The organism is Mesorhizobium sp. M0621 (genome assembly GCF_040320745.1).
Classification (GTDB): Bacteria; Pseudomonadota; Alphaproteobacteria; order Rhizobiales; family Rhizobiaceae; genus Mesorhizobium.
On the sequence record NZ_JAMYQF010000053.1, the window covers coordinates 12,946 to 32,504 of the forward strand.

A 19,559-nucleotide genomic window follows, 5' to 3' on the forward strand; every position below is an offset into this window, starting at 1 on the left:
GATTATTCCGGAAACTTCGAGACGATGATGAACATCACGGTGCCGGCGAGCATGGTGATGAAGGAATAGGTGTAGAGCGACAGCGCGAAGGGCTGGAACAGCATCAGGAAGCCGATGGCGATCAGCGCCGTCGCGATGTTTTCCATCAGCCCGCGGCGTGCCCAGAGAGGCCATGATGATTTCCTGGAGATGGCGGCGCGCGTCATACGTAGCCTTCCTTTTCCACGTCCAAAGGGAGAGATGGCCGCCAGGTGGTTCCCCCACTCCGTCGCTGCTCCGCAGCGCTACCTCTCCCCCCTCCGGCGGGCGTGGTAGGGAGCCTGCGTGATTTCGGCTCGCCCCCATCCTCACCCCCGTCGATCGGGGTAGAGGGGTCGAGAAAAGCTCGACGGAGTGGGGGTCGACCTGGCGCGGCGCCAGACGATACATGTGCCCGCTTGCCATGCGCGCTGTCGCTAAATGCTAAGCGTTCGCAAATGTGTCGATCCCGTAGCCGTGAACGAGGAGAGGGGAAACGGTGACACCGGCGGTCTCTTATTCCCACATCAATCATTTGCGCACCGCGCCGAAGGTGATGCCGCGCAGCAGCTGTTTGCGCAGCAGGATTGTGAAGACCAAGATAGGCACCAGGAAGATCGTCGTGCCGGCCGCTACCGCCGGCCAGTCCTGGCCGCCTTCGCCGATGATGGTCGGGATAAAGGGCGGCGCAGTCTGCGCCGTGCCGGAGGTCAGAAGCGCCGCGAAGGCATATTCGTTCCAGGCGAAGATCAGGCAGAAGATGGCGGTCGCGGCGATGCCGGTGGTGGCTTGCGGCAACACGGTGCGCCAGAAGGCCTGCAGCCGCGTATAGCCGTCGATCATCGCCGCTTCCTCATATTCGCGCGGGATCTCGTCGATGAAGCCTTTCAGCAGCCACACCGCCAGCGACACGTTGACCGCCGTGTAGAGCAGGATCATGCCGAGTGCCGTGTCGGACAGGCCAAGCTCGCGGTACATCAGGTATATCGGAATGGCGACGGCGATCGGCGGCATGAAGCGCGTCGACAGGATAAAGAACAGAAGATCGTCGGCGAGCGGCACCTTGAAGCGCGAGAAGCCGTAGGCCGATAGCGTGCCGAGAAACACCGCGCAGAAGGTCGAACCGAAGGCGATGATCAGCGAATTGACGAAACGCGGCAGGAAGTTGGACGGACCTGCGATCACCATGTTGCGCTTGCGCGTGGTCTCGTCGCAGAAGCCCGTCGCCGGGCCTAGCGAGTTGATGTAGTCCGGCGTCTGTCGGGTCCGCGTCGTGAACAGATTGCAGTAGCCCTCGAGGCTCGGCTGGAACAGGATCTTGGGCGGATAGGCGATCGAATCCGGTGGCGTCTTGAAGCTGGTGGCGAAAATCCACAGCAGCGGCACGATCGAGATCAGCGCGTAGAGCACGATGATCGTGCCGGCGATGCGCTTCGAGTTGGCCGAGGGGGCGACGACCGAATGGGCTGTGGTCAGGCTCATCTCTGCTTCACCTTGTTGAGCGCCTTGACGTAGATGTTGGCGAGACCAAACACCGCGACGAACAGGATGATGGCAAAGGCCGAGGAATAGCCGGTGCGCCAGCTTTCGAAGGCCTGCCGTTTCAGCGTGATCGATGCGACCTCGGTGGTCGAGCCAGGCCCGCCGCCGGTCAACAGATTGACCATGTCGAACATCTTGAAGTTCTCGATACCGCGAAACAGGACCGCCAGCATGATGAAGGGCAGCGCCATCGGCAGCGTGATCGACCAGAACTGCCGCCAGTTCGAGGCGCGGTCGACCTCAGCGGCCTCGTAGATGTATTCGGGGATCGAGCGCAGTCCGGCAAGGCAGATCAGCATCACGTAGGGCGTCCACATCCATGTGTCGACGATGATGATCGACCAAGGCGCCAGCGAGACGTTGGAGAGCATCTGGATATCGGTCGGCGGGATCCTCGTGACGAACGAGATGGCATAGGCGAACAAGCCGATCTGCGGCTCGTAAAGGAAGCGCCAGAAATTGCCGACCACCGCCGGCGACAGCATCATCGGCACCAGGATCAGCGTCGTCCAGAAGGCATGGCCACGGAATTTCCTGTCGATCAGCCAGGCCAGCGTGAAGCCGATCAGCGTCTGCAACAGGATGGTCCAGAACACGAAATGCGCCGTCGTCTGCATGGCGATCCAGATATCCTTGTCGCCGAGGATACGCTGGTAGTTGGCAAAGCCGAGATTCTTCACCACCTCGTTCGGCCGGTTGGCGCGATAGTTGGTGAACGACAGATAGATAGCCCAGAACAGCGGAAAGATGTTGATGGCGAGCAGCAACAGGATCGTCGGCGAGATGAACAGCCAGGCGAGGCCCTTGTCGCTGATGCCCCGGACCTTGCGGGCCAACGGCTCCGGGGTCGCCCGGGCAACGTTATCCGCGGTCCGATTGAGCATGGTAAGTCCTGCTTCGGTCACTTGGTCGTCTCTGTCATGGAATTTATCTGAACCGCGTCCCGTGCCAAGGGCGGCACGGGACGCGTCGGTCTTAGCTCGGGAGGAGCCTATTACATCTTGCCGTCGTCCTCGAAGACCTGCGTCCAGTCCTTGACCAGGCCGTCGAGTGCGTCCTTGGCCGAACCCTGGCCGGCGACGACATAGTCGTGGAAGCGCTTCTGCGAGGCCTGCAGCAGCGGTGCGTAGCTGGGCTCGGCCCAGAAGTCCTTCACGATGGCCATCGAGTCGAGGAAGGTCTGCGCGTAGGGCTGGCTGGCCGGGAAGGCCGGATCCTTGACCACCGCGTTGAGGCAGGAATAACCGCCGAGCGACCACCACTTGGACTGCACGTCCTTGTTGGCGAACCACTTGATGTATTTCAGCGCTGCTTCCTGCTTGTCGGAATAGGACACCACCGAGATGCCCTGGCCGCCGAGCTGGGCGAACTGCTCGCCGTCAGGTCCCTTCGGGTTGACGAAGTAGCCGATCTTGTCGCCGCCGACATTCTCGTCCTTCTGCAGGCCCGGCCATGTGAAGGCGAAGTTCATGTGCATCGCCACCTGGCCGGATTTGAAGGCATCGACGCCTTCGCCCATGTAGCTGTTCGAGGCGCCAGGCGGAGTGCAGCAATCATAGAGCGCCTTGTAGAACTCCAGGCCCTTCACCGACTTGTCGGAGTTGACGAAGCCTTCCATTTCGTAGGGCTTCTTGGGGTTCTCGTACTGGAAGCCGTAGCTGTAGAGCACGTCCATGGCGCCCATGGTGATGCCTTCCGAGCCGCGCTCGGTGTAGATCGAAGCGCCATAGACGGTCTTGCCGTCGATCTCGCGCTTCTGGAAGAACTCGGCGACCTGCTTCAACTGATCGAAGGTGGCCGGCGGGCCGAGATCCCAGCCGTACTTCTCCTTGAACTCCTTCTGCAGCTCCGGCTTGGAAAACCAGTCCTTGCGATAGGTCCAGCCGACGACGTCGCCCATGGCCGGCAGCGCCCAGTAGTTCGGCGTGTTCTTCGGCCATTCCGAATAGCCGACGACGGTTGCCGGCACGAAGTCGTCCATGCTGATCTTCTCCTTGTCGAAGAAGTCGTTCAGCTTGACATAGTGGCCGTTCTCGGCGGCGCCGCCGATCCACTGGCTGTCGCCGATGATCAGGTCGCACAGCTTGCCGTGCGAATTGAGCTCGTTGAGGAACCGGTCGGCATAGTTGGTCCACGGCACGAATTCGAATTTCATGCCGATACCGGTTTCCTTGGTAAAATCCTTGGACAGTTCGACAAGCGCGTTTGCAGGATCCCAGGCGGCCCAGCACAGCGTCAGGTCTTCAGCGTGCGCGACGTTCGAGACGGCTGTCGACGCTGTAATCGCCGAGGTGAGTCCCAACGCCAGTTTCAAGCTCGATTTCATGCCTTCCTCCCATTTGCGAAACGCGTCCGGATGACGGTTTCAAAAGCCCTCAACCCCTCTCCTCAGGGGCCCAAACATGGCGGCGCGGCAGCGCGGCAGATGTTTAGTAATTTGTTTAGTGATGCAATTTTTACTAAACAAGGCAAGCGAATTCGTTGCTGCGCCGCAGCATGCCGGGGGCGGTATCTGAAAACGTTGGAAAAAGTGCTGCTCGCTCGTCGGGCGTTCGAAGCCGTGCAGCCAACAGGAGCAGGGCTAAGGGGGCGTCGCGCCGGTCAGTCGACTTGTTTGGTGCTCACCATGACCGGCCGGATCGGCGGCGCTGGCGGCAGCAGTTCGCGGATGTCGGCGAACGGGAAAATGGGCTCGAAGCGGAAGGCCTCGGCCAGTGAACCTGGCGCGCCGTTGCACTGGCATGAGCGAAAAAGGTTCTGCGTTCGCGCGCCGTCGACGAAGCGCTCGGGATCCTGCGACTGATGCTTGCGGATCGCCTTGGCCTTGATGTCGGCATGCGCGGAAATGTCGACATAGTGCGTCGGCGAGAATCCGGTGCCGCCCATTGTGTCGGCATGCAGCACCGGCACGCCGAACGACGCAGCGATACGCACGCCGTCCGACAGCGCGCGATGGTCGGCGTGATAGTCGTTGGGCGCATGCGTTATCGCCAGATCCGGACCGGTCTCGCGAATCAGTGCTTTCAGCGCACCGATCAACGCCGCGTCGGCCACCAGTTCGCCGTCGGGAAAATCGAGGAAGCGCAGCGTCGCCCCGAGAAGCGCAGCCGCGGCCGATGCTTCTGCACGACGAACACGCGCGAGAATAGCGGGATCGCTCGTGCCGCCCCTGGCACCATCCGTGGCTATGGCAAAAGTGAGTTCTGCGCCTTGCGCGGCATAGGCGGCCATCGTACCGAACATGAAGATCTCGATGTCGTCCGGATGCGCACCGAGCGCCAGTATTTTCAAACCACTCTCTCCCCGGAAATGGAAAAACGTGCCGAACGGAATCCTGCTCGCCCTGATTGCCTATGCAAGCTATTCGGGCAGCGATGCCGTTGTCAAAAGCCTGGGCGGACAGCTGACGGTCTTCGAGATCGGATTTTTCATAACCCTGTTTGCAGGTTTCTTCCTCTTCTTCACGCGCCCAGCAGACGAGCGCTGGCGCGATTTCTGGCGCACCAGGCGGCCCTGGGCAGTGCAGGCGCGTGCCTGGGCGGGTATCGCCTCCGGCGTGCTCAGCGTCTATGCCTTCACCACCATTCCATTGGCGGAGTCCTACGCGCTGATCTTCCTGGCGCCACTCTGCGTCACCATCCTCTCCACGGTGATCCTCAAGGAGAAGGTTGGCCCGTGGCGCTGGCTGGCGGTGGTCGCCGGCTTTGCCGGCGTTATGCTGGTGGTGCGGCCGGGGTTTCGGGAGCTTAGTCTTGGCCACCTTGCCGCCTTCGGCGTCGCCTTCCTAGCCGCCACCAGCGTCATCCTGATGCGCTCGCTGGCGCAGCAGGAAAAGCGCACGACGATGCTGGGCGTGCTGGTCGGCTACGGCTTGGCGTTCAACGGCATCGGCGCCGCGGCCACCACGTTCACCGTTCCCGACGGAAACCAACTGGTGTGGCTGGTGATGGCCGGCGCCTTCACGGCAGGCGGACAATTCCTGCAGCTGCTGGCCATGAAATACGCTCCTGCCAACCGGGTCGCGCCGACGCATTATTCGCAGATCGCCTGGGCGGTGATCCTTGGCGCGTTGTTCTTCCAGGAATACCCCGACGGGCTGACGCTGGTCGGCCTGGCGGTCGTCGGTGGAGCCGGCCTGCTGACCATGGTGCGCGAGGAAGCGCGGCTGGGTACCGTGCGCTGGAACCCGTTTTCGCGCACCCGGCTTTAAGCCGGCACCGGTTGCACGGCGACCGTCAGCGCTGATATGCGGACGCGATGACGACAAAGTCCTTGCCTGAGCTTCCTATTTCCGCCGTGCTGCCGGCGCTGCACGAGGCGCTCAGCCATGGCAACAGCGCCGTGTTGGTGGCGCCGCCCGGCGCCGGCAAGACGACGCTGGTGCCGCTGGCGCTGCTCGACGCATCCTGGCTGGGCGCCGGTAAGATCGTGTTGCTCGAACCGCGCCGGCTCGCCGCGCGCGCCGCCGCCCGCCGCATGGCGCAATTGCTTGATGAGGAGCCCGGCGCCACCGTCGGCTACGCAATGCGCATGGAGAACCGCACTTCGGCAAAGACCAGGATACTGGTCGTCACCGAAGGCGTACTGGCGCGGATGATCCTTGACGATCCCGAACTGCCCGGTGTCTCGGCGGTCATTTTCGACGAATTCCACGAGCGTTCGCTCGACGGCGATTTCGGTCTTGCGCTGGCGCTCGACGTGCAGGGCGCGCTGCGGCCGGATTTGCGGCTGCTGGTGATGTCGGCGACGCTCGACGGCGCGCGCGTCGCCAAACTTCTGTCGGGCGCCCCGGTGATCGAGAGCGAGGGCCGCGCCTTTCCTGTCGACATCCGCTATGATGAGCGCCCCGCTGGCACCACCATCGAAGACGCCATGGCCAAGGCGATCCGCACCGCCCTTGCCGATGAGAGCGGCAGCGTGCTTGCCTTCCTGCCCGGCCAGCGCGAGATCGAACGCACCGCCGAGCGACTGGCCGGCAGGATCACTGCCGATACCGACATCGTGCCGCTCTACGGCATGCTCGACGGCAAGGCGCAGGACGCGGCGATCAAGCCGGCGCCTTCAGGCCGCCGCAAGGTGGTGCTGGCCACCTCGATAGCCGAGACCTCGATCACCATCGATGGCGTGCGGGTCGTCATCGATTCCGGCCTGTCGCGGCTGCCGCGCTATGAGCCGGCCAGCGGCCTTACGCGGCTGGAAACCGTGCGCGTCAGCAAGGCCTCCGCAGATCAGCGCGCCGGCCGTGCCGGGCGCACGCAAGCTGGCGTCGCCATCCGGCTGTGGCGGGCCGAGCAGACAGCTGCGCTCCCGGCCTTCACGCCACCCGAAATCTTGGAGGCCGACCTGTCCGGCCTGCTGCTCGATTGCGCCGCTTTCGGCGTCGCTGATCCGACAAAGCTCGCCTTTCTCGATCCGCCGCCGCCGCCGGCGCTCAATGAGGCAAGGGCGCTGCTGCATGCACTGGATGCCATAGACGAGGCAGGCCGTCTGACGGAAGCGGGCACGGCGATGCGCAGGCTCGCTCTACCGGTGCGGCTGGCGCATATGGTCGCCGAGGCAGCCAGCAGCGGCCACGCCTTCGAGGCGGCCATGCTCGCCGTGCTGCTGACAGAACGTGGGCTTGGCGGTGACGGCGCCGATCTGGAGCGGCGGCTGATGCGCTTTCGGTCGGAACGATCGCCGCGTGCAACGGCCGCGCGGCAACTTGCCGAGCGGCTGGCGAGGCAGGCCTCACCCTCCCCCTTGTGGGGAGGGTCGGCGAGCGAGCAAAGCGCAGCGACGCGAGGGAGACGGGGTGGGGTCGCCGATGGCGTGCCCGAAACGACCCCACCCCGATCCGCTACGCGGATCGACGTGCCGGGGCGAGCCACGGGTCTCGCCCGTCCTTCGGACCCCCTCAAGGGGGAGGGTGCCGGCGCCCTCTTGATCCACGCCTGGCCGGACCGCGTCGCCAAGGCGCGCGGTGAGCGCGGCCGTTTCGTGCTGGCCAACGGTTCGGGCGCCATGCTCGACGCCGCCGACGCGCTGGCGGGAGAGCCGTTTCTGGTCGTCGCCGACTTGCAGGGCAAGGCACAGAATGCGCGTATCACGGCGGCAGCTTCCATCAGCGAGGACGATGTCCGCGCCGCGCTAGCGGACAGGATCGAAACACGCAGGCAAACGAGCTTCGACCGCGACAAGCGCGCGGTGCGCGTGCGCGAGACCGTTCGCCTTGGCGCCATCACGCTTGCCGAGCGCATGCCGCCGCCGCCGACCGGCTCTGACGCCGATCGCGCCGTCCTCGAAGCCTTGCGCGAGCATGGGCTGTCGCTGCTGAGCTGGAGCAAGGAGGCGCAAACGCTGCGCCAGCGACTTGGCTGGCTGCATCGCGGCCTTGGCGCGCCCTGGCCCGACATGGCGGATGCCGCCCTCATCGAGCGCCTCGACGACTGGCTGCTGCCGTTCCTGTCCGGCGCGGCATCGTTTGCCGCCATCGATGCCGGCACTGTCTCGGCCGGATTGGCCACACTCGTGCCGCACGATCTGCAGCGCAGGATCGACACGCTGGCGCCAACCCATTTCGATGCCCCGTCGGGCAGCCATGTGCCGATCCGCTATGACGGCGAATGGCCGGTGCTGGCGGTTCGCGTGCAGGAGCTGTTCGGCCTCGACCGCCATCCCGCCATTGCCAATGGCACCGTGCCGCTGACACTCGAACTCCTGTCGCCGGCACACCGGCCGATCCAGACGACGCGCGACCTGCCCGGCTTCTGGCGCGGTTCCTGGGCCGATGTGCGCGCCGACATGCGCGGCCGCTATCCCAAGCATATCTGGCCGGAAAATCCGCTGCTCGCCGCTGCTACTGCCCGGGCAAAACCCAGAGGTACCTAGCCTTTGCCGCTCCGCGGCTGTATTTCAGGTCATGATCAGCGTTTTGCGTTCGCCCGATTTCCAGCAGAGCCAGAGACTGCGCCTCAACACGCTCATCCGGCTGCGCTGGCTTGCCATCGTCGGTCAGAGCGTTGCGGTTCTCGTCGTCGCCTATGGCTTGAAGTTTCCGCTGCCGGTCAGCCTGTGCTTCGCCCTGATCGCCTGTTCGGCCTGGATGAACCTGTTTCTCGCCTTCCGTTTTCCGGCGGCACACCGGCTCACTCCACTTGCGGCCTTCGGTATCCTTATCTTCGACAGCCTGCAGCTTGCTGGCCTGCTCTACATGACCGGCGGCCTCACCAACCCGTTCTCGCTGTTGATGACCGTGCCGGTCGTCATTTCGGCGACCTCGCTGCCCCTGCGCCTGACCGCCATCCTCGGTGGGCTGGTGATGTCGGCGGCGACCTTGCTGGTCTTTGTCCATCTGCCGCTGCCCTGGCATGAGGACGCGCCGCTGGAGATGCCCTTCATCTACGTCGCCGGCATGTGGATGGCGGTGCTGTCCTCGATCGCCTTCACCGCCATATACGCCTTCCGCGTGGCTGCCGAAGCAAGGCTTCTGGCCAATGCGCTCGCCGCCACCGAGTTGGTGCTGCAGCGCGAGCAGCACCTCTCGGCGCTCGACGGGCTGGCCGCGGCCGCTGCGCACGAGCTTGGCACCCCGCTCGCCACCATCGCGCTTGTCACCAAGGAGATGGAAAAGGCGCTCGGCAACGATCCGAAATACGGGGAAGACATGAAGCTGCTTCGCTCGCAGAGCGAGCGCTGCCGCGAAATCCTCAAGCGCCTGACCAGCCTGTCGTCCGAGGGCGAGGCGCATCTTTCGCGGCTACCATTGACCTCGCTGGTCGAGGAGGTCACTGCCCCGCATCGCGATTTCGGCATTTCGATCAAGCTTCGGCCTGGCGAGCGCATCGGGCCCGAGCCGGTCGGGCGCCGCAATCCGGGCGTCATCTACGGCCTCGGCAATCTGGTCGAGAACGCAGTCGATTTCGCCCGCAAGAGCGTCACCGTAGGCTGGAGCTGGAACGAGGCCACCGTCACCTTCTCGATCATCGATGATGGACCGGGCTTTCCGGCCGAGATCATCGACCGCATCGGCGAGCCCTATATGTCGACGCGCCAGGGCAATGAAGCCGGCGGCGGCCTGGGGCTCGGCCTGTTTATCGCCAAGACCTTGCTCGAACGCTCGGGCGCGACGCTCGATTTCCGCAATTCGAGCGGCCTGGGCGAGGGCGCCGTGGTACAGATATCGTGGCCGCGTGGTGTGTTCCTCAATCCGGAAATCACTTCGGCCAGCATGTTCGACACCGCCTGAGAGCCTTGAAGGAGCTCTAAAAATTGGACAATGAAGCTCAGGAACTATATCTGCGTAAAATTAAGGCAGCAGGAATTTTGAGACTATGACAGGCGACGAAAATATTGGCGCAATGGTTGAAGGCGAGGACACCTCGCTGCTCATCGTCGATGACGACAAGCCGTTCCTCACGCGCCTGGCCCGCGCCATGGAAACCAGGGGCTTCGTGGTCGAGACGGCCGAGAGCGTCGAGGAGGCTGTTGCCAAGGCACGCGCCAATCCGCCCGCCTACGCCGTGGTGGACATGCGGCTGGGCGACGGCAACGGCCTCGACGTGGTCGCGGCCATTCGCGAAAAGCGTCAGGATTCCCGCACCATCATCCTGACCGGCTACGGCAACATCGCCACCGCGGTGACCGCGGTGAAGCTCGGCGCCGTCGATTATCTCTCCAAGCCCGCCGACGCCGACGATATTTTCGCGGCGCTCACCCGCACCGCCGGCGAACGTGCTGCACCCCCCGAAAACCCGATGTCGGCAGACCGCGTCCGCTGGGAGCATATCCAGCGCGTCTATGAAATGTGCGAACGCAACGTCTCGGAGACCGCGCGCCGGCTCAACATGCATCGCCGCACCTTGCAGCGGATACTGGCCAAGCGCGCACCGCGCTGAGAGACTGCTTGGAAACTCTACTCTGGCGGCCATCTGATGGCGTTTTCTGCGCTTCCGTTGCTCACGGACCAAATGTCCGCTGCGCTACGGTTCTCGAAACCACCACCATATGACTCGCCAGAGCGAATTTCGAAACAGTCTCTAGGGGCGCGGAACACAGTCCGATGCTTGCTCCACTGCCGGAGTTTGAGCATCATCGTGAGTGACGTGGCTTAACGGAGGCGAGATGCAGGATCTGAAGCAGCGGCCGGTTTCCGTCTTCCGCGAATTTCTCGATAGTGAAGCGGCCGGCGGTATCATCCTGATGGTGGCGGCGGCACTGGCTCTGATCGTCGCCAATTCGCCGCTCGCCGAAACCTACTTTGCCGCCCTCCACGCCTATCTAGGTCCGCTCAGCGTCTCGCATTGGGTCAATGACGGGCTGATGGCGGTGTTCTTCCTGCTCGTCGGGCTGGAGATCAAGCGCGAGATGCTGGACGGCCAGCTTTCCACCTGGCCCCGGCGCGTGCTGCCTGGCGTCGCCGCTGCCGGCGGCATGGTGGTTCCGGCGCTCGTCTATGTCGCCATCAACCGCAACAATACGGCGGCGCTGTCCGGCTGGGCGATCCCGACCGCCACCGACATCGCTTTCGCGCTCGGCGTGCTGTCGCTGCTCGGCAGCCGCGTGCCGGCCTCGCTGAAGGTGTTCCTCACCGCGCTTGCCATCATCGACGATCTCGGCGCCGTCATCATCATCGCCATCTTCTACACCAGCGGCCTGTCGCTGGCATATCTGGGGTCGGCCTTCGCGGTCATCGCCGCGCTTGTTGTGCTCAACCGCATGCGGGTGATGACGCTTGTACCCTACCTGGTGCTCGGCGCGATCCTGTGGGTGCTGGTGCTGAAATCGGGCGTCCATGCCACGCTTGCCGGCGTCGCGCTGGCGCTGACCATTCCGCTCGAACGCTCCGCCGGGATCGGCCACGATCTCGACCATTCGCCGCTGCACCGGCTCGAGCACGGCCTGCACAGAATAGTGCCCTTTGTCGTCATCCCGATCTTCGGCTTTGCCAATGCCGGCGTTTCGCTCGCCGGCCTGAGTTTTGGCGCGCTGATCGAGCCGTTGACGCTGGGCGTCGCCGCCGGCCTCGTGGTCGGCAAGCTGGTCGGCGTGTTCGGCTCCTCGGCACTTGCCATCCGGTTCGGCCTTGCCGATCTGCCCGCCAATGCCGGCTGGACGCACATGATCGGCATCTCGCTGCTGTGCGGCATCGGCTTCACCATGAGCCTATTCATCGGCCTGCTCGCCTTCGCCAGTGACGTGGCGCTGCAGGACGCGGTCAAGGTCGGCATCCTCGCCGGCTCCTTCATCGCCGCCATCCTTGGCGCCGCCGTGCTTTTGCTGGCGCCGATGGTTGGTGGGGTGGACGAGGGCGAAGAGTAAGACGAAAACCTACTCGCTCTCACCTTCAAGCACCGGCACCGACACACCGGCGAGTTCGGCCGCCAGCAGCCGTGAAGCGCCGGCCCGCGCGATCCGCAGCATCAGCGCCTTGCGCGTGGCCGCCGCCATGCGGTGTTCGGGCGCATCGCGCAGGACCTCGGCGCCATAGCCATCGGAGAGGATGAAGCCGCACTCCTCTGGAAAGATCTCCGAGGGCACGCCGGGATGGGTGGCGAAGAAGAAGCGGTCGGAGTGCAGCCGGTAGTCGGGCCATTTGCGGTCGACCCTGAAATCCTCGATCGAGGACTTTATCTCGATGATCCAGATGTCGCCTTGCCGGGTCAGCGCGACGAGGTCGGCACGGCGGCCGGTGGCCAACGACAGCTCGGGCAGCACATGCGCGCCCATCTCCATGAGCAGCCGCTGCACGCCGCGCCGCACCAGCATGGCACGTTCGGACTGGCGACCGTCGATGAGTGGGTTGATTTGAATGGGAGAGATGATCGGCATGGCGGCACCATGCCAGACCTTGTTCACGGTTTGAACCCTTTTTATACGGGCGATTATCCGGTTGACAAACCCCGGCCCAAGTTAATGGGCGCTCGTTTTGGACAGCAGGTTTAAAACCAATACACCAGCCATGATCAGGCCCATGCCGACGAAGCCTGCCAGGTCGGGCTTTTGCCCATAGACAATCCAGGCGACCAGCGCGACCAGAACGATGCCGCCGCCCGCCCATACCGCGTAGGCGACGCCGACCGGTATCCGATCCAGTACCTGGGATAGGAAGAAGAATGCCGCAGCGTAACCGAGCAGCACCAATATCGACGGGCCAAGCCTGGTGAAGCCCTCGGAGGCTTTCATCGCGCTCGTTGCGACGACCTCGCCGACAATAGCTAAGGCAAGAATGGCATAGGCAGGCATGCGGGGAACCTCCATTGATGGGAGGCATCCAATGATCAGAACTCTACAACGGCGTCACGTTCACTTTCCCGTGATGAGCGCTACCCGGCTGCGGGTGGTGCGCAGCCTCATCGACCGCAGGCTGCTCTTTAAATTAGCTAGCGCGCATATAAGAAAAAAGTGGTATTTTGGGAGGCAGCCGGAGCTCCCCCATTACACCCCGCTCCGGTCAGGCCCGGTAGCGGTCCACCCAAAGGAAAGGCTGCCGGGCCGCCGCTTCTATCTACTGCGGGGCAAAGTGGGCCAAAGCCTGAGGTTCACACAAAATCTGACAGTCCGGAGATGTCCATTGGACGTGCCTCAGTTGGCCGACATGTAGGCAGCGCCGACCCAGCCCACCAAAGGTAACGCCGGTCATCAGGATGACAACTCACCCTCGCGCCTCAAATGGATATTCGTCGCCAAAATGGCCGACGCGGATGCCGGTGAGACAACATTGCCTAAGTCGCGTCGGCCATCTGCGGCGGATTTGGATTGCCGCGCGTCAAGTCTAGCGCGGCTCAAAAGGTGGGCAATGCGCGTCACGGCTTGGTTAAGAACGTACAATCGAGTCCCCGTGTGCCTTTTTGCAACCAACCCATGGCCCGCTCGTTGACCCATTGCCGGGTTGATCCCCTGGCACTCCAGAGACTGCCCGCCGCCCTACGGCGGCGGGCCTTTTTTGCCTGATTGGAAGTCTAGCCAACAGCAACAGCGAAGGCCTCGGCGGATGCCGAGAGCCTTCGCGTTTGCCGGCTTTCGTCAGAAGCGGATCCAGAAGGATCGGCGGAAACATCTGCGGCGCCAATAACCATGACGCCAATAGCGACGGCAAACCCGTCTCCAATGGCGACGGCGGCCGCGGCGGTGCCACCTGCGATGCCGCACGAACTCGATGCCGTCCTGGACGTCAGGAGTCTCCTGGTCGAGGATATCGTCGGACGGTCTGTCGAGTTCATCGAGAATGCCGGGTCCCGTATTCGGGATGCCGGCCAACGCAGTGGCAGGACGCGCAAGTGCGACCACGGTCGCGGCCCCTGCCATTCCAAGCATTCCAGTCAGAAACAATCGCCGATCCATGCCAACCTCCGTCCTTGATCATTGCGACAAGGATGAAATAGTGCGGTCGATTGACGCGCCCAGATATGGAGGGAAATTGTGCCGATCGAACTGTCGCTGGGTTACGCAGCCCCCGCCATGTCATCAAGGATCGGGCAATCCGGCCTTTCGTCGCCATGGCAGGCGTGAATCAGCTTTTGCAGGGTCGAGCGCATCGACTGCAGTTCGCGCACCTTCTCCTCGATCGCCGTGACATGGGCGGCGGCGATCTCGCGCACGTCGTGGCTGGCGCGGCTGCGGTCCTGATAAAGCGCCATCAACTGACGGCAATCGTCGATGGAAAAGCCGAGATTGCGTGCGCGGCGCAAAAAGGTCAGCCGGTGAATGTCGTCTCCGGAATAGTCGCGGTAGCCGTTGACGGCCCGCGCCGGGGCGATCAGGCCGATCTCTTCGTAGTAGCGGATGGTCTTGGCCGGCAGGCCCGAGCGGTGGGCGGCGTCACCGACATTCATGACGATTCTCCTCGATTCCTGACGAAGCCGTTGGCCCGGTCATTGAATTTCCTCCACAATCCTGTGAGGGCTGTTGCCGAAATGCCATAGTGATGCGCTTACCAGCACGTCAACTCCGGCATATAGGCATCGCGCGCTTGGCAAGCAAAGCAAATGCCAGCATGAATGATGGTGAGAAAGCGGCCGACTCGTGCCGCCGAAGTTGGGGCGGGGCACCGGATCACCTGATGCGCATGAAGTCGTTTGCAATCGTCGCCGCACTGGCGCTTTCCACTGCTATCGCCGGTTGCAGCACCATCGGCTCGCAGCTGTTCTCCAACAGCTATGGCGCGGTCACCGACGCCGGTTACCAGCTGCCGCGCATCCCGATCGAGAAAGTGCCGATGAAGTATCATCGGCAGGAAGTGAACTACGACAGCCCGGAAAAGCCGGGCACCATCATCGTCGATACGCAGAACAAGTTCCTATACTTCATCGAAGGTGACGGAAGGGCCATTCGCTACGGCATCGGCGTTGGTCGCGAAGGCTTCGAATGGCACGGCACCGCCCATATCGCGCTCAAGCGCGAATGGCCGACCTGGACGCCGCCGCGGCAGATGATCCAGCGCCAGCCCGAATTGGAAAAGTTTGCCGGCGGCATGGAGCCGGGCCTGAAGAACCCGCTCGGTGCGCGCGCCATGTACCTGTTCAACAAGGGCGGTGATTCGGGCTATCGGCTGCATGGTAGCCCGGAATGGAATTCGATCGGCAAAGCAATGTCGTCGGGCTGCATCCGCCTGATGAACCAGGACATTATCGACCTCTATGACCGCGCCTCGGTCGGCGCCAAGGTCATTGTTCTTTAGATCATGATCCCGAGAAACCGGTATCGGTTCTCGGAAAAATCATGATCAGGTAGAGGCAGCTTTCGTACGCGGACCGTCTAGGCAACAACGGACGTCCCAAACAGAAAACCGGGCAATTTGGCCCGGTTTTTTGTTTTTTGCTTTGCTGTAGCTTCGACGCAATGGGCGTCAGGAGACCTGCTCGACCTGCTGCACCTCCGGCACGAAGTGTCGCAGAAGGTTCTGGATGCCGTGCTTCAGCGTCGCCGTCGATGACGGGCAGCCGGCGCAGGCACCTTTCATGTGCAGGAACACTGTACCGTTCTCGAAGCCGCGGAAGGTGATGTCGCCGCCATCCTGGGCGACCGCCGGACGCACCCGCGTATCGAGCAATTCCTTGATGGTGATGACCAGCTCCTCGTCGGCCTTGTCATAGAACTCGCCGGTCAGGCTGGTCTCGGCGGCAGGGCCGGCCTTGGCCATGACAGGCGCGCCGGACATGAAATGCTCCATGATGGCGCCGAGGATCGCCGGCTTCAAATGCTGCCAGTCGGGACCATCCTTGGTCACGGTGATGAAGTCATAGCCGAAGAAAACACCGGTAACGCCGGGAATCTCGAACAGCCGGCCCGCCAGCGGCGAGGCAATTGCAGCACTGTCGGCATCGCGGAAATCGGCGGTGCCTTCCAGAAGCACTTCCTTGCCGGGCAGGAATTTCAGCGTCGCCGGGTTTGGCGTCGATTCGGTCTGGATGAACATGGCCATCTCCGTGCCCGTTTCGGGCAGCTAGTTTGGAATAATTCTAAATAGGCTTAATCGGCTGAACATTCAAGCGAAACACATCGCCGGAATGGCTGGCTGGCGGAATGTTTTTGCGCGCCCCGGGACGCGCTCGAAGGTCTGTTGAGATGCAGGTCAGGCTGGCCTCACCTGAATATCAGCACACCTCAGGCGAGGCTGTCGATCTCCTCATCCGACAGATTCTGCGGCACCACGGTCACCGGAATCGGGAAGGCGGCACCCTTGCCGGCCACAGCGCCGACCAACGGCCCCGGGCCTTCCTTGCCAGCACCGGCGGCCAGCACCAGGATGGCGATGTCCTGATCTTCCTCGATCAATTTGTGGATCTCTTCCGTCGGCTTGCCTTCGCGCACCACCATCTCCGGCTCGATGCCAAGCTTCTGGCGCACCTTGCTGGCATAGCTGTCGAGTGCCGCGCGCGCCGTGGCGGTCGCCTCCTCGCGCATGATCTTCTCGACGCCCAGCCAGTGCTGGAAATCGTCCGGCTCGATGACATAGAGCAGCACCAGCGTGCCGCTGGTGCTCTGCGCCCGCTTCGAGGCGTAGGCGACGGCGCGCTCACACTCGGGCGTGTCGTCGATGATCGCCAGGAACTTGCGGCGATGGCCGGCTTCGCGGCTGAGGCGTTTGGAGACCATATCTATCTACTCGGTGTTACTGAGGCCGCAATCTGCCACCGGCGCAGACCGGCGGCAAGCCGCCGGCCTTAGGCCAGTATGGTGCAGTGCGACAGCGAGATCAGGCCTGCAGCAGCCCGATGATGTCGCGCACGGTCTTCATCGTCGCCTCGGCCAGCACGCCGGCGCGCTCGCCGCCGTCCCTGAGCACCGCGTCGACATAGGTGCGGTCGTCGGAAATGCGGCGCATCTCGCTGGCGATCGGCGCCAGTTTTTCCACCGCAAGGTCGGCCAGCGCCGGCTTGAACACCGAAAACTGCTGGCCGGCGAATTCCTTCAGCACATCCGCCTTCGACATCTCGGCGAGGCCAGCATAGATGCCGACCAGGTTTTCCGCCTCGGGCCGGGCGGCCAGGCCGTCCAGCTCGCTCGGCAACGCTTCCGGGTCGGTCTTGGCCTTGCGGATCTTCTTCGAGATGGCGTCGGCGTCGTCGGTCAGGTTGATGCGCGACAGGTCCGACGGGTCCGACTTCGACATTTTCTTGGAACCGTCGCGCAGCGACATGATGCGCGCCGCTGGCCCGCCGATGACCGGCTCGGTCAGCGGGAAATAGCCGTTCACGGTTTCTTCGCCGACCTGCATCTCGACGCCGACGCCAAGGGCGGCGATGCGGTCGGAGAAGTCGTTGTTGAATTTCTGCGCGATGTCGCGGGTCAGCTCCAGATGCTGCTTCTGGTCCTCGCCCACCGGCACATGGGTGGCGCGATAGAGCAGAATGTCGGCGGCCATCAGGGAGGGATAGGCTAGCAGGCCGAGCGATGCGTTCTCGCGGTCCTTGCCGGCCTTGTCCTTGAACTGCGTCATGCGGTTCATCCAGCCGATGCGCGCCACGCAATTGAAGATCCATGCGAGCTCCGCATGCTGCATGACCCGCGACTGGTTGAAAACGATGTGCTTCTTCGGGTCGATGCCCGAGGCCAGGAACGCCGCGGTGATCGACCGCGTCTGGTCGGCGAGGTCTTCATAAACGAGTTGTGCCGTCAGCGAATGCAGGTCGACGACGCAATAGATGCAATCGGATGTTTCCTGCAGGGCGACGAATTTTTTGATGGCGCCGAGATAGTTGCCGAGATGCAGATTGCCGGTCGGCTGGACACCGGAAAAGACGAGTGGCTTGAAGGCGGTCATGATTGTCCTCATGGCTTGTGGAGGGCCGTTTCGCGCGCGGCGAAAGTCTTTCGACGGCGCGCTTATGGACGAACACAGCGTTGCGATCAAGACCGGCGTTGCCGACCGGTTGCCCGGTCTATTCGTCCGGTTCGATTCTTGCGGCAGGGGGTGCTCCCTTGGCCTCGCCCCGTTTGACATTGCGACGGATCATGCCGAAATCGGCGCCGCCGGTGGCAAACGCGGTGATGAAGTAGAGCAGCGCTCCGCCAGCAACCAGCGACAGAAGCGTCGTCGCCTTGACGACCAGCGGCGAGCCGGGGCCGAGCCTGATGGCGAACCAGTGCTCGGCAAAATAGAGCGCCGCCCCCATCACCGCCGCCGACAGCACCAGCCGTGGAATGCGCTTCATCAGGGGCACGTCGCGCCCCCAATGGCCGCGCCGGATCAACATGCCGAGCAGCATCACCGCGTTGACCCAGCCGGCGACGGCCGAGGCCACCGCGATGCCGGGCGCGCCCATCCTTGGAAACAGCGTCAGTGCCGTCGTCACGTTCACCGCCACCGAGATGGCGGCAAAGATCATCGGCGTGCGCGTGTCCTCGCGGGCGAAATAGCCTGGAGTGAATGCTTTGATCAGCACGAAGGCCGGCAGGCCGAGGCCGAAGATCGCCAGGATCGCCGCCACCGCCGGCGTCGAACCGTTGGCGGCAAACGCGCCCCGCTCATAGACCAGCCGCACGATCGGTTCCGACATCACCCAGAGTGCGGCTGCTGCCGGCAAGGTCAGGAACAGCGTGAATTCGACCGAACGGTTCTGCAGATTGGCCGCCTCGATCAGATTGCCCGATTTCAGCGCCCGCGACAGTTCGGGCAACAGCACGATCGCCACCGCGACGCCGACCACGCCGAGCGGCAACTGGTAGATGCGGTCGGCATAAGCGAGCGAGGACACCGCGCTGTTCTGTGCCGAGGCGATCGCCGTGCCGATCAGCTGGTTGATCTGAGTGATGCCGCCGGTGATTGCCGCTGGCAGCGCCAGGATCAGCAGCCGCTTGACCGCGGGCGTCATTTTCGGACGGCGGAAGCCGATCGAGATGCCGGCATGACGCACCGCCACCCAGACGATCGCCAGTTGCACCAATCCGGCGGCAAGCACGCCCCAGGACAGCCCGTAGCCGACGGTGACCGCGTCGGAGCCCCTGTACCAGGCATAAGCGAGCACGCCGATCAGGATGACGTTGAGGAACACCGGTGCTACCGCGGCGGCGAAATAGCGGCGCAGCGAATTCAGCATTCCCGCCATCATGGCGCCGAGCGACATGCAGATCAGATAGGGGAACATGATCGTCGCCAGCGTCACCGTGGTGTCGAATTTCCCCGGCGTGCCGGCAAAACCGGGCGCCACCAAATAGCGCACGATCAGCGGCATCGACAGTTCCATGATGATCGTCAGCGCCAGCAGAGCCGTGAACAGGACGCCGAAGACTTCCTCGGAGAAGCGCTTGGCGCCATCGGTACCGTGGGTCTCGATCTCCTTGGCGAACAGCGGCACGAAGGCGGCGTTGAAGGCGCCCTCGGCAAACAGCCGGCGAAAGGTGTTGGGAAACTGGAAGGCGGCATTGAAGGCATCGGCGACCGGCCCGGTGCCAAGCGCTGCGGCCATCAGCATCTCACGGCCGAAACCGAGCGCGCGGCTCATCAGCGTGCCGGAAGCGACCGTTGCGAATTTCTTGACGAGGCTCATGCGTTTGGAGACTGCCTACAGGATAAGGAC

At 63.3% G+C, this 19,559-nt stretch carries 18 protein-coding genes; 6 read left to right on the forward strand and 12 right to left on the reverse strand.

The window, feature by feature from the left end:
* Positions 1-2: 2 nt before the first annotated feature.
* The 5 genes from NKI38_RS26910 to NKI38_RS26930 form a co-directional block, all read right to left on the reverse strand.
* On the reverse strand, positions 3-206 hold the full coding sequence (locus NKI38_RS26910) for a hypothetical protein (protein WP_352663008.1): 204 nt from the start codon (positions 204-206) through the stop codon (positions 3-5).
* Between the two features lie 343 nt (positions 207-549).
* Positions 550-1,500: a carbohydrate ABC transporter permease gene (locus tag NKI38_RS26915; protein ID WP_056589989.1), complete on the reverse strand. Its 951-nt coding sequence runs from the start codon at positions 1,498-1,500 to the stop codon at positions 550-552.
* Positions 1,497-2,444 (reverse strand): carbohydrate ABC transporter permease, encoded by a 948-nt coding sequence (locus NKI38_RS26920; RefSeq protein ID WP_502899393.1) that lies wholly within the window; start codon positions 2,442-2,444, stop codon positions 1,497-1,499. The genes NKI38_RS26915 and NKI38_RS26920 overlap by 4 nt, the downstream gene beginning before the upstream one ends.
* A 110-nt stretch (positions 2,445-2,554) precedes the next feature.
* A complete protein-coding gene (locus NKI38_RS26925; RefSeq protein ID WP_352663014.1) occupies positions 2,555-3,886 on the reverse strand; it encodes an ABC transporter substrate-binding protein in 1,332 nt (443 codons plus the stop codon).
* Positions 3,887-4,161: 275 nt separating this feature from the next.
* On the reverse strand, positions 4,162-4,851 hold the full coding sequence (locus NKI38_RS26930) for a PIG-L deacetylase family protein (RefSeq protein ID WP_352663017.1): 690 nt from the start codon (positions 4,849-4,851) through the stop codon (positions 4,162-4,164).
* Positions 4,852-4,879: 28 nt separating this feature from the next.
* Here NKI38_RS26930 and NKI38_RS26935 point away from each other — a divergent pair, with 28 nt between their 5' ends.
* From NKI38_RS26935 to nhaA, 5 genes are all read left to right on the forward strand, one after another.
* Positions 4,880-5,770, forward strand: a complete 891-nt coding sequence (locus NKI38_RS26935) for a DMT family transporter (protein WP_352663020.1) — start codon at positions 4,880-4,882, stop codon at positions 5,768-5,770.
* A 47-nt stretch (positions 5,771-5,817) separates the two neighbouring features.
* Entirely contained in the window at positions 5,818-8,430 is a 2,613-nt protein-coding gene (gene hrpB, locus NKI38_RS26940; protein WP_352663023.1) for an ATP-dependent helicase HrpB, read from the forward strand.
* A gap of 31 nt (positions 8,431-8,461) precedes the next feature.
* Positions 8,462-9,787, forward strand: coding sequence for an ActS/PrrB/RegB family redox-sensitive histidine kinase (locus tag NKI38_RS26945; RefSeq protein ID WP_352663026.1), 1,326 nt, complete (start codon positions 8,462-8,464; stop codon positions 9,785-9,787).
* A gap of 85 nt (positions 9,788-9,872) precedes the next feature.
* The gene (locus NKI38_RS26950) at positions 9,873-10,436 is read left to right on the forward strand and encodes an ActR/PrrA/RegA family redox response regulator transcription factor (protein WP_183445738.1); all 564 of its coding nucleotides are present in this window, start codon (positions 9,873-9,875) and stop codon (positions 10,434-10,436) included.
* A gap of 226 nt (positions 10,437-10,662) precedes the next feature.
* Positions 10,663-11,859 carry a Na+/H+ antiporter NhaA gene (gene nhaA / locus NKI38_RS26955; RefSeq protein WP_352663029.1) on the forward strand — a complete coding sequence of 399 codons (1,197 nt, stop codon included), beginning with the start codon at positions 10,663-10,665 and terminating at the stop codon, positions 11,857-11,859.
* A gap of 9 nt (positions 11,860-11,868) precedes the next feature.
* Here nhaA and NKI38_RS26960 read toward each other — a convergent pair whose 3' ends face one another.
* The 3 genes from NKI38_RS26960 to cueR all read right to left on the reverse strand — a co-directional run bounded on the left by NKI38_RS26960 (position 11,869) and on the right by cueR (position 14,372).
* Positions 11,869-12,369 (reverse strand): MmcB family DNA repair protein, encoded by a 501-nt coding sequence (locus NKI38_RS26960; RefSeq protein ID WP_352663077.1) that lies wholly within the window; start codon positions 12,367-12,369, stop codon positions 11,869-11,871.
* Between the two features lie 81 nt (positions 12,370-12,450).
* Positions 12,451-12,783, reverse strand: a complete 333-nt coding sequence (locus NKI38_RS26965) for an SMR family transporter (RefSeq protein ID WP_352663032.1) — start codon at positions 12,781-12,783, stop codon at positions 12,451-12,453.
* Positions 12,784-13,982: 1,199 nt separating this feature from the next.
* On the reverse strand, positions 13,983-14,372 hold the full coding sequence (gene cueR, locus NKI38_RS26970) for a Cu(I)-responsive transcriptional regulator (protein WP_352663035.1): 390 nt from the start codon (positions 14,370-14,372) through the stop codon (positions 13,983-13,985).
* 227 nt (positions 14,373-14,599) lie between these two features.
* On the opposite strand from cueR, the gene NKI38_RS26975 reads away from it, so the two are divergent.
* Positions 14,600-15,217 (forward strand): L,D-transpeptidase, encoded by a 618-nt coding sequence (locus tag NKI38_RS26975; protein ID WP_352634364.1) that lies wholly within the window; start codon positions 14,600-14,602, stop codon positions 15,215-15,217.
* Positions 15,218-15,385: 168 nt separating this feature from the next.
* Here NKI38_RS26975 and NKI38_RS26980 read toward each other — a convergent pair whose 3' ends face one another.
* From NKI38_RS26980 to murJ, 4 genes are all read right to left on the reverse strand, one after another.
* Positions 15,386-15,955 carry a NifU family protein gene (locus tag NKI38_RS26980; RefSeq protein WP_352634366.1) on the reverse strand — a complete coding sequence of 190 codons (570 nt, stop codon included), beginning with the start codon at positions 15,953-15,955 and terminating at the stop codon, positions 15,386-15,388.
* A 188-nt stretch (positions 15,956-16,143) separates the two neighbouring features.
* A complete protein-coding gene (locus NKI38_RS26985) occupies positions 16,144-16,635 on the reverse strand; it encodes a universal stress protein (RefSeq protein WP_352634367.1) in 492 nt (163 codons plus the stop codon).
* Positions 16,636-16,735: 100 nt separating this feature from the next.
* Positions 16,736-17,803 (reverse strand): tryptophan--tRNA ligase, encoded by a 1,068-nt coding sequence (gene trpS / locus NKI38_RS26990; protein WP_352663038.1) that lies wholly within the window; start codon positions 17,801-17,803, stop codon positions 16,736-16,738.
* Between the two features lie 118 nt (positions 17,804-17,921).
* Positions 17,922-19,529, reverse strand: a complete 1,608-nt coding sequence (gene murJ, locus NKI38_RS26995) for a murein biosynthesis integral membrane protein MurJ (RefSeq protein ID WP_352663041.1) — start codon at positions 19,527-19,529, stop codon at positions 17,922-17,924.
* Between the last annotated feature and the right edge of the window lie 30 nt (positions 19,530-19,559).